Annotated in this window: 18 protein-coding genes; 12 read left to right on the top strand and 6 right to left on the bottom strand. The window is 74.8% G+C overall.

Annotated elements, in window-relative coordinates; all coding sequences use genetic code 11:
* Window positions 1–76: 76 nt before the first annotated feature.
* Window positions 77–850: an enoyl-CoA hydratase-related protein gene (locus tag AB0L34_RS28095; protein WP_363708009.1), complete on the bottom strand. Its 774-nt coding sequence runs from the start codon at window positions 848–850 to the stop codon at window positions 77–79.
* A gap of 99 nt (window positions 851–949) precedes the next feature.
* Here AB0L34_RS28095 and AB0L34_RS28090 point away from each other — a divergent pair, with 99 nt between their 5' ends.
* The 3 genes from AB0L34_RS28090 to AB0L34_RS28080 all read left to right on the top strand — a co-directional run bounded on the left by AB0L34_RS28090 (window position 950) and on the right by AB0L34_RS28080 (window position 2,867).
* Window positions 950–1,426: a DUF6232 family protein gene (locus AB0L34_RS28090; protein ID WP_363708007.1), complete on the top strand. Its 477-nt coding sequence runs from the start codon at window positions 950–952 to the stop codon at window positions 1,424–1,426.
* Window positions 1,427–1,536: 110 nt separating this feature from the next.
* On the top strand, window positions 1,537–2,016 hold the full coding sequence (locus AB0L34_RS28085; protein ID WP_357453678.1) for a DUF6232 family protein: 480 nt from the start codon (window positions 1,537–1,539) through the stop codon (window positions 2,014–2,016).
* Window positions 2,017–2,096: 80 nt separating this feature from the next.
* Window positions 2,097–2,867: a hypothetical protein gene (locus tag AB0L34_RS28080; RefSeq protein ID WP_363708005.1), complete on the top strand. Its 771-nt coding sequence runs from the start codon at window positions 2,097–2,099 to the stop codon at window positions 2,865–2,867.
* Between the two features lie 20 nt (window positions 2,868–2,887).
* Here AB0L34_RS28080 and AB0L34_RS28075 read toward each other — a convergent pair whose 3' ends face one another.
* Window positions 2,888–3,265 carry a helix-turn-helix domain-containing protein gene (locus AB0L34_RS28075; protein WP_363708003.1) on the bottom strand — a complete coding sequence of 126 codons (378 nt, stop codon included), beginning with the start codon at window positions 3,263–3,265 and terminating at the stop codon, window positions 2,888–2,890.
* Between the two features lie 120 nt (window positions 3,266–3,385).
* Here AB0L34_RS28075 and AB0L34_RS28070 point away from each other — a divergent pair, with 120 nt between their 5' ends.
* Entirely contained in the window at window positions 3,386–4,261 is an 876-nt protein-coding gene (locus AB0L34_RS28070) for an NAD(P)-binding domain-containing protein (RefSeq protein ID WP_363708001.1), read from the top strand.
* 68 nt (window positions 4,262–4,329) lie between these two features.
* Here AB0L34_RS28070 and AB0L34_RS28065 read toward each other — a convergent pair whose 3' ends face one another.
* The gene (locus AB0L34_RS28065) at window positions 4,330–5,226 is read right to left on the bottom strand and encodes a ribokinase (RefSeq protein ID WP_363707999.1); all 897 of its coding nucleotides are present in this window, start codon (window positions 5,224–5,226) and stop codon (window positions 4,330–4,332) included.
* Window positions 5,227–5,237: 11 nt separating this feature from the next.
* A complete protein-coding gene (locus AB0L34_RS28060) occupies window positions 5,238–6,080 on the bottom strand; it encodes an ABC transporter ATP-binding protein (RefSeq protein WP_363707997.1) in 843 nt (280 codons plus the stop codon).
* A gap of 131 nt (window positions 6,081–6,211) precedes the next feature.
* Between AB0L34_RS28060 and AB0L34_RS28055 the strand changes: the two genes are divergently transcribed.
* Together AB0L34_RS28055 and AB0L34_RS28050 are read left to right on the top strand one after the other, a co-directional pair.
* Complete coding sequence (locus AB0L34_RS28055; protein ID WP_363707995.1) at window positions 6,212–7,222, top strand: ABC transporter ATP-binding protein; 1,011 nt, start codon at window positions 6,212–6,214, stop codon at window positions 7,220–7,222.
* Window positions 7,219–8,232, top strand: coding sequence for an ABC transporter permease subunit (locus AB0L34_RS28050; RefSeq protein WP_363707993.1), 1,014 nt, complete (start codon window positions 7,219–7,221; stop codon window positions 8,230–8,232). The genes AB0L34_RS28055 and AB0L34_RS28050 overlap by 4 nt, the downstream gene beginning before the upstream one ends.
* A 253-nt stretch (window positions 8,233–8,485) precedes the next feature.
* Here AB0L34_RS28050 and AB0L34_RS28045 read toward each other — a convergent pair whose 3' ends face one another.
* On the bottom strand, window positions 8,486–9,661 hold the full coding sequence (locus AB0L34_RS28045; protein ID WP_357453700.1) for an ROK family transcriptional regulator: 1,176 nt from the start codon (window positions 9,659–9,661) through the stop codon (window positions 8,486–8,488).
* 167 nt (window positions 9,662–9,828) lie between these two features.
* Here AB0L34_RS28045 and AB0L34_RS28040 point away from each other — a divergent pair, with 167 nt between their 5' ends.
* The 4 genes from AB0L34_RS28040 to AB0L34_RS28025 all read left to right on the top strand — a co-directional run bounded on the left by AB0L34_RS28040 (window position 9,829) and on the right by AB0L34_RS28025 (window position 13,380).
* Window positions 9,829–11,280: a glycoside hydrolase family 3 N-terminal domain-containing protein gene (locus AB0L34_RS28040; protein WP_363707991.1), complete on the top strand. Its 1,452-nt coding sequence runs from the start codon at window positions 9,829–9,831 to the stop codon at window positions 11,278–11,280.
* A 405-nt stretch (window positions 11,281–11,685) separates the two neighbouring features.
* Window positions 11,686–12,228 carry a hypothetical protein gene (locus AB0L34_RS28035; RefSeq protein WP_363707989.1) on the top strand — a complete coding sequence of 181 codons (543 nt, stop codon included), beginning with the start codon at window positions 11,686–11,688 and terminating at the stop codon, window positions 12,226–12,228.
* Entirely contained in the window at window positions 12,225–12,719 is a 495-nt protein-coding gene (locus AB0L34_RS28030) for a DCC1-like thiol-disulfide oxidoreductase family protein (protein WP_363707987.1), read from the top strand. Before AB0L34_RS28035 ends, AB0L34_RS28030 begins: the two co-directional genes overlap by 4 nt.
* Window positions 12,682–13,380, top strand: coding sequence for a TetR family transcriptional regulator (locus AB0L34_RS28025; RefSeq protein WP_363707985.1), 699 nt, complete (start codon window positions 12,682–12,684; stop codon window positions 13,378–13,380). The genes AB0L34_RS28030 and AB0L34_RS28025 overlap by 38 nt, the downstream gene beginning before the upstream one ends.
* Before the next feature lie 225 nt (window positions 13,381–13,605).
* Here AB0L34_RS28025 and AB0L34_RS28020 read toward each other — a convergent pair whose 3' ends face one another.
* Window positions 13,606–14,268, bottom strand: coding sequence for a GNAT family N-acetyltransferase (locus tag AB0L34_RS28020; RefSeq protein ID WP_357453715.1), 663 nt, complete (start codon window positions 14,266–14,268; stop codon window positions 13,606–13,608).
* A gap of 357 nt (window positions 14,269–14,625) precedes the next feature.
* Between AB0L34_RS28020 and AB0L34_RS28015 the strand changes: the two genes are divergently transcribed.
* Together AB0L34_RS28015 and AB0L34_RS28010 are read left to right on the top strand one after the other, a co-directional pair.
* Window positions 14,626–14,823 (top strand): DNA repair protein, encoded by a 198-nt coding sequence (locus AB0L34_RS28015; protein WP_363707983.1) that lies wholly within the window; start codon window positions 14,626–14,628, stop codon window positions 14,821–14,823.
* A gap of 120 nt (window positions 14,824–14,943) precedes the next feature.
* Window positions 14,944–15,462, top strand: a complete 519-nt coding sequence (locus AB0L34_RS28010) for a hypothetical protein (RefSeq protein ID WP_357453722.1) — start codon at window positions 14,944–14,946, stop codon at window positions 15,460–15,462.
* Window positions 15,463–15,564 lie beyond the last annotated feature (102 nt).

Genomic DNA, 15,564 nt, shown 5'->3' with positions numbered 1-15,564 from the left:
GGCGTCCACCACCGACGTGGACGCCTCACGGTCGGCGAGCCACTGGGCCGGCGGGCGCGCCGCCGGCCCAGGCCGGTCAGCGGCCGGTGAAGTCCGGCTTGCGCTTGGCCACGAACGCCGCCATACCCTCGCGCCGGTCGTCGGTGGCGAAGAGCGCCGCGAAGAGCTGGCTCTCCCACGCCAGGCCGGAGTTGAGGTCCATGTCGAGGCCGCCGTCCACCGCGAGCTTCGCGGCGCGCAGGGCCTGCACCGGGCCGGTGAGGTACGGGCGCACCAGCTCGACCGCGGTGTCGTAGACCTCGGCGGCCGGGGCCACCCGGTCGGCCAGCCCGATCCGCAGCGCCTCCTCGGCGTCCACCATCCGGCCGGACATGATCAGGTCCTTGGCGCGGGCCGGGCCGACCAGGCGGGCCAGCCGCTGGGTGCCGCCCGCGCCGGGAATGATGCCGAGCTTGATCTCCGGCTGGCCGAGCTTCGCGTCCTCGGCGACGACCCGCCAGTCGCACGCCAGCGCCAGCTCGCAGCCGCCGCCCAGGGCGTAACCGGTGATCGCGGCGACGACCGGCTTCGGGATCCGGGCGATCGCGCCGAGCGCGCTGGACAGGTCGGCCGCCCGCTCCGCCATGTCCACGTAGGACATGTCGGCCATCTCCTTGATGTCCGCGCCGGCGGCGAAGACCTTCTCGCCGCCGTACACGATGACGGCGCGGACACCCGGGTCCGCGGTGGCCGCCGCTGCCGCGGCGCGCAACTCCTCCTGCACCTGGGTGTTCAGCGCGTTCATCGGCGGCCGCTCCAGCCGGATGGTGCCGATGCCGTCCTTGGTCTCCAGCCGCACGAACTCGCCCACGCTGGCCCTCACTTCCTCGTCGAAGTCGCGGGCCAACCTTACGGCGCGGGCCGTCGGGGTAAGTAGTGTGGTGTCAGGCCCGCCACCGGGAGTACCGCCATGATCACTTATTACGACGACAGGTCGGTCCAGATCACGTCCGCCGCCGTCCGTGTGGACGGCCGCACGTTCCGGCTGGCCGACATCAGCATGGTCTGGCACCGGCGCGGCAGCCGGTCCTGGCGGGTGCTCGCCGGCCGGGGCGCGATCGGCGCGGCGCTGGCCGGCCCCCTGGTGGCCGCCGCGCTCGGCATCGCGCTGGCGCTCACGCTGGACCGCTCCCTCAGCGTCACCGTCGCCATCGTCGGGGCCTCGGTGCTCGTCGGGCTCGCGGTCGGGCCGGTCGCCGACTTCCTCTTCGAGCACCTGGACCGCTCGTACGCGCGAGGCAGCCGGCAACTGGAGATCTGGGCGCGCTGGCGCGGCCAGCCGGTGCGGCTGCTGTGCACCGGCGACGCCCTGCGCTTCGGGCAGATCTACCGGGCGGTGCAGCGGGCGGTGGAGGCCGGCCAGCCGGTGACGCCCCGCCGTCACTAGAACTCGATCGGCTCGTCCGGCAGCATGTCGAGGCCGCGCAGCAGTCACGCGGCATCGACCGCCGTCTACCTCGGCCGGCCGTGGACGCGACGCAGCGGTTAGGCTTAGTGATGACCCTCTATTACCGGGACGACGCGGTGCAGGTGACGTCGGAGTCGATCCGGGCCGGAGGCCACGCCGTCGCGATCGCCGACGTGACGTACGTCTGGCACGCGCAGGGGCCGAAGACGCTGGCGGTACGCGGCCGGGTGCTGGGCCGGGGCATCCTGGTCCTGCTCCTCTCGCTGCCCCCGCTGGTCGCGGTGGTCTGCGTGCTCGCGCTGGCCTGGTCGGCGCAGGACCGGGGCGAGTGGCAGCTGGCACTGGTCATCCTCGCCGCGTGCGTGGTCGGCGCGCTGGCCCTGACCCCGTTCCTGGAGATCCCGCTCGGCTGGCTCGACCGCTCCTACGAGCGGGGCAGCAAGGTGCACGAACTCTGGGTGCAGCACCACGGCCGCGAGGTGCTGCTGCTGCGCACGCCGGACGCGCTGCGGTTCGGGCAGATCTACCGGGCGGTCCAGCGCGCGGTCGAGCAGCACACGGAGGCCTGACCGGGGCGCTGCCGGGGCGTTGCCCTGGGCCGCCTTGTGCCGCCCGGCGGTTCGGGCGCGGGCGACGCACACTTGGTGCCATGGTGATTCCCCTCCCCCGGCCCGCCGCAGTCGTCGGTCTGACCCGCTCCGCCCTCGACCAGGCTCTCGGCTCGGCGGCCTCGTTCGCCGCCGTGCCGGCCCGCGCGTTCGCCGTGCTGGACTCCGTGGAGGCGCTGCTGACCCGGATCAACGGGGTGGTGGACCGGATCGACGGCATGGTGGAGCGGATCGACGGCATGGTGGACCGGGTCGACGCCACGGTGGGCCGGGTCGACGGCATGGTGGACCGGGTCGAGCAGACCCTCGACCGGACCGACCAGGTGCTCTCCGACGCCGACGCCGCGGTGCGGGAGGTGCCCGCGATCAGCGCCGCCGCGACCGCCGCCATCGAGACGGCGACCGAGGTGGCCGCCGCCGCGTCCGTGGTGGTCGGGCAGGCCGAGTCGGTGGCCGGTCGGGCGGCCGGCGCCGTGGGTACCGCGGCGGAGGCGGCGGCCACCGCCGCCGAGCTGCTGACGGCGTACGAGCCGGCGTTGCGCCGGGCGGCGCCCATGGCGAACCGGTTCGTCGAGCAGCTCACCCACGAGGAGGTGACCGCCGCGATCCGGCTCGTCGACGAGCTGCCCAAGCTCAAGCAGCACCTGACGGCGGACATCCTGCCGATCCTGGCCACCCTGGACCGGGTCGGCCCGGACCTGCACGACCTGCTCGACGTCACCCGCGACCTGAAGCTCGCCGTCGCCGGCATCCCGGGGCTGGGCATGCTCCGCCGACGCGGCGAGAAGCTCAGCGACGACGCGGAGGCGTGAGCGGCGGTGAGCGGCCCGGTCTAGCGCGGGGCGGGCACGGCCCCGTTCACCGGGACCCGGTCGGCGCCGATCCGCCGGATGCGGTCGGTGCCCCACGCGCCCAGCGGCGCCAGGGCGGCGTTGAGGGAGATCCCGTGCTCGGTCAGGGAATACTCGACCTTCGGCGGCACCTCGCGGTACACCTCACGGTGCACGAGCCCGTCCTCCTCCATCTCACGCAGATGCTGGATCAGCATCTTCTCGCTGACGCCCGGCAGGCCGCGCCGGAGCTCGGCGAACCGGCGGGTCCCGTGGTGGTGCAACTCCCAGAGGATCAGCGACTTCCACTTGCCGCTGACAACGTCCATCGCGGCATCGATGCCGCAGATGTAGGGACCGCGTCGCGCCTTCGTTGCCATGCCGCCTCCCGCTGCACTTACCAAGAGGTAAGTACCTGACAAATTAGTCGGTACTGGCGCACTCTACCGGCTGCGGTGAGGATCTCCTCGTACCACGACTCGCGAGGGGGAGCCCCGAACATGACAACGAACGACGGCATCCAGGTGAGCGTTCTCGGGCTGGGCGCGATGGGCAGCGCGCTGGCCGCCGCACTGGTGAGGGCCGGGCACGAGACGACCGTGTGGAACCGCTCGCCGGGCAGGGCGGACGACCTCGTCGCGCAGGGCGCGCGGGCCGCCACCACGGCGGGCGACGCCGTCCGGGCCAGCCGACTGGTGATCGTCTGCCTGCTGGACCACGCGTCCGTCCACGAGGTGCTCGACCCGCTCGCCGGCGACCTGGCCGGCCGGACCCTGGTCAACGTGACCACGACGTCACCGGACCAGTCCCGCGAGCTGGCCGCCTGGGCCGCCGACGCGGGGATCGCGTACCTCGACGGCGGGATCATGGCCGTACCTTCCATGATCGGGCAGCCCGGATCGTCGATCCTCTACAGCGGGTCGGCCGACGCCTTCCGCCGGTACCAGCCGCTGCTCGACGTGTGGGGCGACAGCACCTGGTTCGGCGAGGACCCCGGGCTGGCGTCCCTCTACGACCTCGCCCTGCTCGCGGGCATGTACGTCATGTTCGCCGGGTTCATGCACGGCGCCGCCATGGTCGCGCCGGCCGGCGTGACGGCGGCGAAGTTCGCCACCATGGCCGCGCCCTGGCTGACCGCCATGACCGGCGCCTTCCACGAGTTCGCCGCGGTCATCGACGGCGGGGACTACACCGTCGACGGACAGCAGAGCCTGGAGTTCTCCGACCTCGGCGACATCCTGGCGGCCAGCGCCGCGCAGGGCATCAGCACGGAGGTCGTCGCCACGGTCCAGCGGCTCCTGCACCGCCAGATCGAGGCGGGCCACGGGAAGGAGGGCTTCGCCCGCATCATCGAGAGCATCAAGCACCCGGCCTAGCGGAAACGGCCCGCTGCTGATTCAGCGGGAAGCAGCAGCGAAGGGGCGGCCGACGTTCCGGGGCCGGATCAGGCCGGGGTGTAGAGCTCCTCGATCTCGGCCCGGCTGGGCAGGGCCGAGGAGGCGCCGAGCCGGCGGGCGCAGGCCGCCCCGGCCGCCGCCGCCCAACGCACCGCGTCGACGAGATCCCGGCCCTCGCCCCAGGCGACCGCGAGCGCGGCGGTGAAGGCGTCCCCGGTCGCCGTGGAGTCCACCACGTCGACCTTGACCGCCGGCACGTGCACCGCCGTACCGTCCCGGTCGCCGTACCAGGCGCCCTGCGCGCCGAGCGTGAGCACCGCCCGGGGCACCAGATCGAGCAGGGCCGACGGGTCGTCCCGACCGCGCCCGGTCAGCGCCTGCGCCTCGGTCTCGTTGACCACCAGCAGATCCGTCGCCGCGAGCAGCTCCGGGGGCACCGGCACCGCCGGCGCGGCGTTGAGCACCACCCGGCTGCCGGCCGCCCGGGCAGCGACCGCCGCCCGGGTCACCGTGCCGACCGGGATCTCCAGCTGGGCGAGCAGCACGTCCGCGGAGCGTACGGCTGCCAGCTCGGGCTCGGTGAGGTGGGTCATCGAGGCGTTCGCGCCGGGGGTGACGAGGATCGCGTTCTCGCCCTCGGCGTTGACCATCACCAGCGCCACCCCCGACATGCCGTACGTCGTGCGGAGCTGGTCGGTGTCGACGCCGGCGGCGGCGATCCGGGCCCGCAGGGTGACGCCGAACGCGTCGGAGCCGATCGCCCCGAGGAAGGCGCAGGAGGCGCCGGCGCGGGCCGCGGCGATGGCCTGGTTGGCGCCCTTGCCGCCGGGCACCATGACGAAGCCGGTGCCGAGCAGGGTCTCCCCCGGCCGGGGCAGGGCGGGGGCGGTGCCCACCAGGTCCATGTTGGCGCTGCCCACCACGACGACCCTGGTCTGCCGCACGCCGACCTCCTTCAGGCGGCGCGGGCGGTGTACCGGTCGCCGGAGCGCTCGACCACCAGCGGCAGCCCGAAGGTCTTGGAGAGGTTGTCCCCGGTGAGGGTGTCACCGAGCAGCCCCTGGGCCACCACCTGGCCGTCGCGCAGCAGGAGCGCGTGGGTGAAGCCGGGCGGGATCTCCTCCACGTGGTGGGTCACCAGCACCAGCGCCGGGGCGTCCGGGTCGTACGCCAGCTCGGCCAGCCGGGCCACCAGGTCCTCCCGCCCGCCCAGGTCGAGCCCGGCCGCGGGCTCGTCGAGCAGCAGCAGCTCCGGGTCCGTCATCAGCGCGCGGGCGATCTGCACCCGCTTGCGCTCCCCCTCGGACAGCGTGCCGTAGGCGCGGTCGGCGAGGCCGCCGATGCCGAGCTGGCTCAGCAGCGCGCGGGCGCGGGCCTCGTCGCCGCTGTCGTAGCTCTCCCGCCAGCGCCCCAGCACCGACCAGGCGGCCGTCACGACCACGTCGCTGACCCGCTCGTCGGCGGGCACCCGCTCGGCGAGCGCGGCGGTGGAGAGCCCGATGCGGGTGCGCAGCTCGTTGACGTCGGTGCGGCCGATGCGCTCGCCGAGCACGTGGGCGGTGCCGGTGGTCGGGTGCAGCCGCCCGGCGGCGAGGTTGAGCAGCGTCGTCTTCCCGGCGCCGTTCGGGCCGAGCACCACCCAGCGCTCGTCCAGCTCGACCCGCCAGTCCAGGTCGTGCAGCAGCGCCGTGCCGGACCGGCGTACGCCGACGCCGTCGAGGCTGACCACCAGATCCGCGTCCACGGGCGCGGGCGCGGCTGCGGCGCCGTCGGCGCCGGGGATCAGGTCACCAGTCACCCGACCATCCAACCACGCAGCGCCGCGGCGCCCCCCACGGGCGGCGCCCCGGTCGTAGGGTGAGGCGCCGTGTCGTTGGTCACCACACTCGAAGGACGGTCCATGCCCGGTCGGAACACGGAGCCGCGCCGGTGAGCGCGGTCATCGAGATCGAGGGTCTGCACAAGACCTTCCGCAGCCTGCGGCAGGGGCGCCGGGTGGCGGTCGACGGTTTCGACCTGCTGGTGGAGTCCGGCCAGATCCACGGCTTCCTCGGCCCCAACGGGTCGGGCAAGACCACCACGCTGCGCGCCCTGCTCGGGCTGGTACGCGCCGACGCCGGCCGGATGACGGTGCTGGGGCGGACCTCGCCGGAGCAGCTGCCCCAGGTGGCCGGGCGGGTCGGGGCGATCGTGGAGAGCCCGCAGTTCTTCGGCAACTTCACCGGGCACCGCACCCTGCGCCTGCTCGCCCGGGCCGGCGGCGTGCCGGTCGCCCGGGCCGACGAGGTGCTGGAGCAGGTGGGCCTGCGGGACCGGGGCGACGAGCGGGTCAAGGGCTACTCGCTGGGCATGAAGCAGCGCCTGGCGGTGGCCTCGGCCCTGCTCAAGGATCCGGAGCTGCTGATCCTCGACGAGCCGGCGAACGGGCTGGACCCGGCCGGCATCCGGGAGATGCGGGACCTGATGCGCTCGCTGGCCGAGGCCGGCGTGACCGTGCTGGTCTCCAGCCACATCCTGGCCGAGATCCAGCTGATCTGCGACCACGTGACGATCATCTCGCGGGGCCGGCGGGTGGCCGCCGGGCGGGTCGAGGAGGTGCTGGCCGGGTTCGACCGGCACGAGCTGCTGGTGCGGGTGGACGACCCGGAGCGGGCCGCCGGGCTGCTGGCGGCGGCGGGGCTGGCGGTGACCGGGCACGACGACCACCTGGTGGTGGGCGACGTGGACGACGCCGCCACGGTCAGCCGCACGCTGGGCGAGGCGGGCCTGTGGGTACGCGAGCTGACCCCGCTGCGGCCCGACCTGGAGAGCGTCTTCCTCGAACTGACCGGCACGGCGGCGCACCCGACGGTCCCCCGTCAGGTGGACGACTCGGTGCTCCCCGACCATGGTCCCCGGGAACCGGTGATCGACCTCGACGCGAGCGGAGTGGACGCGTGAACCTGGTCCGTGCCGAGTTGGAGCGCCTGGGTGCCCGGCGCTTCGTGCAGCTCATGGTCGTCCTGCTGGTGCTCGCGTTCGGCGTCACCGCGGCGACCACCCTCGCCGGTTCCCACCGGCCCACCGCCCAGGAGATCCTCGACGCCGAGCAGCAGGCCGCCGCGGCGCGCAACGAGCTGGAGCGCACCCACCAGCTCTGCCTGGACCGGCAGCGCGGCGTCATCCGGGTGGACGAGGTGCATGAGTACGTCCCGGACGACTGCAGCGAGGTCGACCCGGCCCAGATGGAGCGGGCCCCGGTGGCCGCCGACTTCCTGACGGGGGTGTTCACCTTCGCCGAGGAGGCCCAGCCGCTGCTCTACTTCCTCGTCGCCTTCCTGGTGCTCTTCGGCTTCCTGGTCGGCGCCTCCTACATCGGCGCCGACCTGAACTCCGGCGGGGTGGTCAACCTGCTGCTCTGGCGGCCCCGGCGGCTGACGGTGCTCGGCGCCAAGCTGGGCACGCTGCTCGGCGCGACGGCGCTGCTGTCGCTGGTCGCCTCGGTGGCGTACCTCGGGACGTTCTGGCTGATCGCCCAGCTCGCCGGCCGGCCCGGGCGACTCGACGGGGAGTTCTGGCGGTCGCTGGGCGCGACGTGGGGGCGCGGCATGCTGCTGGTGCTGCTGGTCACCGCGATGGGGTTCGCCATCGCCACCCTGGGCCGGCACACGTCCGCGGCGCTCGGCGCGATCGCCGGCTACCTCGTGGTGTGGGAGCTGGGGGCCCGGCTGGTGATGGAGATCCTGGACGTCGTCCGGGTGGACCGGTACGTGCTCTCCAGCTACGTGGCCGCCTGGCTGAACGGCAAGGTCGAGTTCTGGGACCTGCGGGCCTGCCCGGACGGGCTGACCATGTCCTGCAGCGGCTACTGGTCCCTGACCTGGCAGCCGTCGCTCATCCTGCTGCTCGGGCTGACGGGGGTGCTGACCGCGGCGGCGTTCGCCGTGTTCCGCCGACGCGATCTGATGTGACCTGATGTGACCTGCGGTGTCATCCGGCCCCGGCGCGGCAAGACCTTGCAGCACCGGGGCCGATGATGAAATATTCCTTCACATGACGCGCGGCCAACCCCGCCGCTCCGGGCCGCCGGCGCCCGCCGAGCACCCTCGGGCGACGCCCGCCGAGCAGGTCCGGGCGACGCCCGCCGAGCAGGTCGGGGCGACGCCGGGCGGGCACCGGCCGGCTCCGCCCGGGCCGGCCGGCACGACGGCGCGTGGGCGGCGGTCAGCCGATCGTCGAGCCGAAGACCTCGTCGCGGACCGCGTCCAGGGCCGTGCGCAGCGCGCCGCGCAGGATCGGCTCCTCGGTCAGGCCGGTGGGCACCACCCGGGGCCGGACCAGGGTGATCGCCGCGACCTCGTGCTGCACCCGCTCCGCCAGCGCCGCCCCGCCGGCCTGGCCGACCTCACCGGCGAGCACCACCAGCGGCGGGTCCAGCACCACGCAGGTGCTCGCCACGCCGAGCGCCAGCCGGCGGGCCACCTCGTCGAGCATCGGGCCGCCGGCCGTGCCGTCGGCGACCGCGGCCCGCACGGCGGAGGCCCCGCTGTCGTCCGGGTAGCCGTGGGCCCGGGCCAGCTCGCGGACCGCCTCCGCGCCGATCAGCTGCTGGAACGCGGGCTTCGCCCGGCGGGAGACGTCGCGCGGGATGGGCGCCCCGGGCACCGGCAGGTAACCGATCTCGCCCGCGGCGCCGCTGCTGCCGTGGTGCAGCCGGCCGCCCAGCACGATCGCCAGGCCGACGCCCGCGCCGACCCAGACCAGGACGAAGTCCGTCAGCCCCCGCGCGGCACCCGACTGCGCCTCGGCGACCGCCGCCAGGTTGACGTCGTTCTCGAAGACCACCGGGGTGTGCAGGTCCTCCCGGAGCGCGGCGAGCAGACCGCTGTGCCAGCGCGGCAGGTTGAAGGCGAAGGTGATGTCGCCGGTGCCCGGGTCGACCAGGCCGGGGGTGCCCAGCACGATCCGCCGTACGCTCGACAGCTGCGCCCCGGCGCTGCTCGCGGCCTGGACCACCGCGTTGTGCACGACCCCGACCGGGTCGTCGGTGTCCCGGGTCGACTGCTCGACGCGGCCGATCACGGCGCCGGTGATGTCCGCGCACGCGGCGACCACCCGGTCGGCGCCGACGTCCACGCCGACCACGTGCGCGCTGCCCGGCCGCACGGCGTAGAGCTGGGCGTTCGGTCCCCGCCCGCCGGCCTGCTCGCCGACCCGGGTGACCAGCCCCCGCTCCTCCAGCCGCTCGACCAGCTGGGAGGCGGTGACCTTGGACAACCCGGTCAGCTCGCCGAGCCGGGCCCGGGTCAGCGGCCCCTGCTCCAGCAGCAGCTCCAGCGCGGCGCGGTCGTTGAGCGCCCGCAACAGGCGGGGGGTGCCGGGCAGCCGGGTCGAACTCATGCCACGTCCTCTAGTTTTGTTAAACCTTGCTAACTGTAAACGGACCTGCAAACGGGTAGCCGTAGCGTATCGGCCGCCCGGGACCGGGGCGCTCGGCCGACCCGGTACGTCGCCGACCGCCGCCGGTACGACATCCGTGCCCTCGGGCACCGAAAGGGGAAGATCACGTGGGGCTCGATCCAGGACTGCGCCGGCTCGCGCTCGGCACGCTGCTCGCCGCGTACCCGGGGCCGGTCCCGCCGGACTGGGCGGTCGACCTGGTGGCCGAGGGGCTCGCCGGGCACACCCTGTTCGGCACCAACGTCCACGACCCGGGGCAGCTGGCGGCGAGCACCGCCGCCCTGCGCGCGGGCCGGCCGGACGTGCTGATCGCGATCGACGAGGAGGGCGGTGACGTCACCCGGCTGGCGCACGCCACCGGCAGCCCGTACCCGGGCAACGCCGCGCTCGGCGCGATCGACGACGTGGCGCTGACCCGCCGGGTCTACGAGGCCATCGGCGCGGAGCTGGCGGGCCTCGGCATCACCGTCGACCTCGCGCCGACCGTGGACGTCAACACCGCCGACGAGAACCCGGTCATCGGCACCCGCTCGTTCGGCGCCGACCCGGTGCGGGTCGCCGCGCACTCCGCCGCGGCGGTCGCCGGCCTCCAGGCCGCCGGAGTGGCCGCCTGCGCCAAGCACTTCCCGGGGCACGGCGCGACGGTCGCCGACTCCCACTACGAACTGCCCACCGTGGACGTGCCGCTCGACGTGCTCCGCGAGCGCGACCTGCCGCCCTTCGCCGCGGTCGTGGCGGCCGGCGCGCAGGCCGTGATGACCGCGCACATCCGGGTGCCGGCGCTGACCGGCGACGGCCCCGCCACGTTCAGCCGGGCGGTCCTGGTCGACCTGCTGCGCGGCGAGTACGGCTTCACCGGCACCGTCATCACCGACGCGCTGGAGATGAAGGGCGCCGCCGTGGCCGCCGGCGGGGTGGGCCCCGCCGCCGTACGGGCCCTCGCCGCGGGCGCCGACCTGCTCTGCATCGGCGCCAAGGTCGACGCCGAACTGGTCGAGCGGGTGGTCACGGAGATCGTCGGCGCGCTCGCCGACGGCCGGCTGGACCGGGCCCGGGTCGAGGAGGCGGCCGGCCGCGTCGCGACGCTCGCCGCGTGGACCCGGGCCACCGGCGCGACCTCGGCCGCGTCCACCGAACTCGGGTACGCCGCGGCACGGCGGGCCGTCCGGGTGGAGGGGGCGCTGTCCGGCCTCGACCGCCCGCTGGTCGTGCAGCTGCACGCCGCCTCGACCATCGCCGAGGGACGGGTGCCGTGGGGCCTCGGCCCGCACCTCGACGGCGTGGAGGAGCTGCGCGTGGTCGCCGCCGAGACCGAGCCGGCCGCCCTGCGCCAGCTCGCCGGGGACCGGCCGATCGTGCTGGTCGGTCGCCACCTGCACCGCCTGCCGGGCGGGCCCGAGCTGATCGCCGCGCTGGCCGCCGCGCACCCGGTGACCGTGGTCGAGATGGGCTGGCCGGCCCAGTGGCGGCCGGCGGGCGTACGGGCGTTCGTCACCACGTACGGCGCGAGCCACGCCAACGGCCGGGCGGCGGCCGAGGTGCTCGGCCTGGCCGGCTGACACGGGCGGCGGCACCCTGGGCCCGGCCGGCGGATTGCCGGCGCGGGCTCGGGGTGTCGCCCTCGGAATGACCGACCCCTGGCACCGGGCGCCGGCGGAGCACGGGCACGGCCTGCCGGCGGTGTTGACGACCGGGCCGGCGTGGCGCGGATCCGGGTTGGAGCCCGGTCACCGACTGCTGCCGCACACCGACGGCGTGACGGGGGCGGCGGCCCGGCGGGCGAGATGTTCGGGCTGCCCCGGTTGGCCGACCTCGCCGACGCACATCGGTGCCGGCGTGCCCGCGCCGGAGACCCTGCCCCGCCGGGCCACGCGGAAGCCGGGCCGGCCCACTCTTGAACGCGTTCAAAGACTGCCCTACGCTCATGGCAACAAACTTGAACACGTTCAAGAAGGGCGTCGGCGATGGACACCAAGGTCTGGATGTACCTGGTCTACCTGGCGGTCAGCATCGGCCTGACCGTGTGGGTGGCCCGGGCGCTCTCCCGCAACGGGCTGGTCTTCCTCGAGGAGGTGTTCGCCGACGAGCGGCTGGCCCGGGCGGTGAACAGCCTGCTCGTGGTCGGCTTCTACCTGCTCAACCTCGGCTACGTCACGGTGGCGATGAAGCACCCCGACCCGGTCGGGTCCACCGCCCAGGCCATGGAGGAGCTCTCCCTCAAGATCGGCCTGGTGCTGCTGGTGCTGGGCGCGCTGCACTTCTTCAACGTCTTCGCGCTCGGCCGGTACCGCCGGGGCCGGCTGCGCCAGCTCGCCACCCATCCGCCGCTCGCCCCGGTCGGCCGGCTGCCGATGCAGCCCGCACCCCCCAGGCCCCACCCGGCCGTCGCGACCGGCCCGTACCCCGGCAGTCCGCAGCCCGGCAACCTCCACCCCGGCAATCCGCAGCCCGCCGGCCCGACCGGCCCCGGGCCGGAGGCCGGCCCCGGCGCGCCGCCGGCCCGATGACCGTCCCGGCCGGCAACGGAACGGGCGGGGCCCCGGACGCCACCGCGCACGGGGGCGGTGGCGTCCGGCGGTTCACCGTCCTCTACGACGCGCACTGCCCGCTCTGCCGCGCCGCCCGCCGCTGGCTGGCGTCCCGCGCCCAGCTCGTACCCCTGGAGTTCGTGCCGGCCGGCTCCGCCGAGGCCCGGCGGCGCTTCCCCGAGCTGGACCCCGACGCGACGCTGCGCGACCTCACCGTGGTCGCGGACACCGGCGAGGTGTACGCGGGCGACGGCGCCTGGTTCGCCTGCCTGTGGGCGCTGGCCGACCACCGGGGCACCGCCGAGCGGCTGGCGCGCCCGCACCTGCTGCCGCTCGCCCGCCGGATCGTCGCCACCGCCTCGTCGGTACGCGAGCGCGTCCGCGACCCGTGGGCGGGGCCGGTCGACGACCCGGCGGGATACGGTGACCCCGATGACCGAGCAGACTGCGCCGACGACCGCTGCGGGTGAGCCGGCCACCGCCCGGGGCGAGCAGACGCGGCAGCTCATCCTGGACACGGCGATGCGGCTGTTCCAGGAGCGGGGGTACGCCCGGACCACCATGCGCGCCATCGCCCAGGAGGCCGGGGTGGCGGTGGGCAACGCCTACTACTACTTCGGCTCCAAGGACCACCTGATCCAGGAGTTCTACGCCCGCGCCCAGCTCCAGCACCGGGCGGCGGCGCAGCCGGTGCTCGACCGGGAGTCCGACTTCGCCGCCCGGCTCGCCGGGGTGCTGCACGCCGGCATCGACGTGCTCACCCCCTCGCACGACTTCGCGGCGAGCTTCTTCAAGACGGCGGCGGAGCCGACGTCCCCGCTCAGCCCGTTCTCCGCCGAGTCGTCCGCGCCCAGGCGGGCGGCCGTCGGCCTCTTCGCCGAGGTCCTCGACGGCTCGACCGCGAAGGTGGACGCCGAGCTGCGCCCCCACCTGCCCGAGCTGCTGTGGCTCGCGTACATGGGGGTGGTCCTCTACTGGGTCCACGACCGGTCCCCGCAGCAGGCCAAGACCCGGCGGCTCATCGACGGCGCGGTGCCGTTGGTCGACCGGCTGGTGGGGCTGTCCCGGTTGCGGGTGCTGCGCCCGGTCACCCGGCAGGTGCTCGACCTCATTCGCACGCTGCGTCACTGACCCGCCGCGCCGCCTCGACACGCTCCGCCCCAGGTCAAGTCCGCTTCTGGACAGTTCCAACCGCCCACCGGCACCTTGCCGAACAGCCCACAAATACGTAGCGTAATCAGCACACATCGGCGACCGGCCCCGCAACGCCCTTCGCAGGCACGGGGACCTGGGGGAGGCTGCGGGCCGTGGATCCGGCCCGGGATCCACGGTCCGCGCCCCGCCCTCACCGCCGGCTCAGGGCGGGTACACCCCGAACGACCGCCAGCCCCGGTCGGGGAAGCCGGCCGCCTCGGCGACCCGCGCGGAGGCCGCGTTGGCGCGGTCGTGCAGGTAGGTCGGGACGGCCCCCTCGTCGAGCACCCGGCGGGCCGCCTGCGCGACCAGCCGCCGGGCCAGCCCCCGCCCCCGCGCCGCCGGCACCGTCCCCACCGCCAGCTCGTGGCCGTACGCGTCGTGCCGCTTCACCCCCACCCCGGACAGGTACCGGCCGCGCTCGTCGCGCACCACCAGCACGGGCCGGTCGAAGAGCCGGAGCCAGGACGGCAACCCCGGCGAGGCCGGGGACACCCACTCCCCCACGTCGGGCAGCGGGGCCGGGGCCACGCTCCACCGGAACACGTCGTCGTGGACCGCCCAGCCGGGCTGGCCGACCGCCGCGGGCAGCCCGGGCAGGAACCGCCCGGCCCGCCGGCCGGCCAGCTCGCGGACCGCGTCCACCCGGTCCGGCGGTACGGAGAGCACGGTGCCCGCCCCGGCCGCGACCGCGATCGCCGGCCGAAGCCGACCGTCCCAGGCCGGTCGGGCCCGCCGGTGCGAACCGACCACATGCAGCGCCGGGCCCGCCGGCCACTGGCCCAGCCAGGTCGTCAGGTGCAGGTGGAGCCGCCGGTCGAGCATCGAGTCACCTCCCCCGCGGTCGACCCACGGCAGCCGCCCGCGCGGACGCCGCCGGGGTCGCTCGCCGCGCTCGGCCGGAGCGTGGTCCGCGCCCCGGCCCGTCCGCCGATCACCGTACGCCGAACCGTTGCCGCCCGGCGCACCGTTCCGATCAGCGGGCCCGCCGGCCTCCTCGCCGGGCTTCGCGCCCCCAGGCGCACCGACGTCGGTTCAAGCGCACGGCGGGCGGGTACAGGTGCAGGACGTCGTCGATGGACGCCGCCCCGAGATCCGGCGCGGTGACGGGAACCCGAGACATCGATCGGGCGTCATATTCATTTCCATACATGTACAACTTTCTTTGGGACGGTAATGGTCATGCCGAATCAGCCGAATGACCGGTACCAGCAGGAGACCGAGCGGCTCTGGCGCGAGCCCGGGACCGCCGGACGGTTTCCCGCGCAGCCGCCGTACCGGGGCAACCGCGGCGCCACCCGGACCGAGGCGCTCTCCTGGGGAGAGCTGAACAAGCTGCCGGCCGGCACGTCCACCCGCCGCAACCTCAACCCGCGCTGACCCGCGCCGCCCCGCCGGGGCGACGACACACCCGGGGCGGTCCAGCGGCGGCTTTCGCACACCTGTCGGGTAATTTCTTGTGGTCCGCAACCCCGATCCACGACAGGAGAAGCACCGCGCATGGGCAAGAAGACGATCCACGTCTCCGACTTCACCGGCACGGTCATCCAGCCCCACGACGAGGTGGTCCGCGTCGTCGTCCTGGAACACCCTGACCTGGTGGCCGGGCCCGTGCAACTGGACGCCACCCCGGTCGAGGTGGAGAGCATCGACGACGCCGCGCTCGACGTCGCGGTGGTCGAGATCCACGACCGGCACGGCGGCGACGAGCCCCGGCGGGTGGTGCTGACGGCGAGCGAGTTCGACGCCATGGCGACCGACGTCCCGATGGCGCAGCTGCTGCGGACCGCCGAGCGGGTCCGCCCGCCGAAGGCCCGCAAGAGCGCCGAGAAGGTCGACTACGGCACGATCGAGCACGCCGGCAAGCCGCACCGGGGCCGGGTCACCGAGGAGGAGGCCCGGCTGGTGCGCGAACAGCTCGACGAGGTCAACAAGCGCCTCGCCGACGCCGGGATCCGCCAGGTCGACCCCGCCGACCCGGAGCACGCCGCCCGGTACGGCTTCCCCACCGCCTCCTGAGTCGCCGCGGCGGCAACCGACGTCCGGCGCGCCGCCGGACCCGGCACGTCGCCGCCGAGGCGCCATGGACGCTCGTCGCGGCGGCAACGGCATGCGCTACTC

The organism is Micromonospora sp. NPDC052213 (genome assembly GCF_040679695.1).
Lineage (GTDB): Bacteria > Actinomycetota > Actinomycetes > Mycobacteriales > Micromonosporaceae > Micromonospora.
Note: the sequence above shows the minus strand (reverse complement) of the source record. Positions and strands in the feature narration are given on the sequence as shown.

Bases quoted from the DNA above. Each gene is read 5' to 3' on its own strand.
- AB0L34_RS28090 (WP_363708007.1), top strand. From the start codon at position 950: ATGATCACTTATTACGACGACAGGTCGGTCCAGATCACGTCCGCCGCC.
- AB0L34_RS28085 (WP_357453678.1), top strand. From the start codon at position 1,537: ATGACCCTCTATTACCGGGACGACGCGGTGCAGGTGACGTCGGAGTCG.
- AB0L34_RS28080 (WP_363708005.1), top strand. From the start codon at position 2,097: ATGGTGATTCCCCTCCCCCGGCCCGCCGCAGTCGTCGGTCTGACCCGC.
- AB0L34_RS28075 (WP_363708003.1), bottom strand. From the start codon at position 3,265: ATGGCAACGAAGGCGCGACGCGGTCCCTACATCTGCGGCATCGATGCC.
- AB0L34_RS28070 (WP_363708001.1), top strand. From the start codon at position 3,386: ATGACAACGAACGACGGCATCCAGGTGAGCGTTCTCGGGCTGGGCGCG.
- AB0L34_RS28045 (WP_357453700.1), bottom strand. From the start codon at position 9,661: ATGAGTTCGACCCGGCTGCCCGGCACCCCCCGCCTGTTGCGGGCGCTC.
- AB0L34_RS28035 (WP_363707989.1), top strand. From the start codon at position 11,686: ATGGACACCAAGGTCTGGATGTACCTGGTCTACCTGGCGGTCAGCATC.
- AB0L34_RS28030 (WP_363707987.1), top strand. From the start codon at position 12,225: ATGACCGTCCCGGCCGGCAACGGAACGGGCGGGGCCCCGGACGCCACC.
- AB0L34_RS28025 (WP_363707985.1), top strand. From the start codon at position 12,682: ATGACCGAGCAGACTGCGCCGACGACCGCTGCGGGTGAGCCGGCCACC.
- AB0L34_RS28020 (WP_357453715.1), bottom strand. From the start codon at position 14,268: ATGCTCGACCGGCGGCTCCACCTGCACCTGACGACCTGGCTGGGCCAG.
- AB0L34_RS28015 (WP_363707983.1), top strand. From the start codon at position 14,626: ATGCCGAATCAGCCGAATGACCGGTACCAGCAGGAGACCGAGCGGCTC.
- AB0L34_RS28010 (WP_357453722.1), top strand. From the start codon at position 14,944: ATGGGCAAGAAGACGATCCACGTCTCCGACTTCACCGGCACGGTCATC.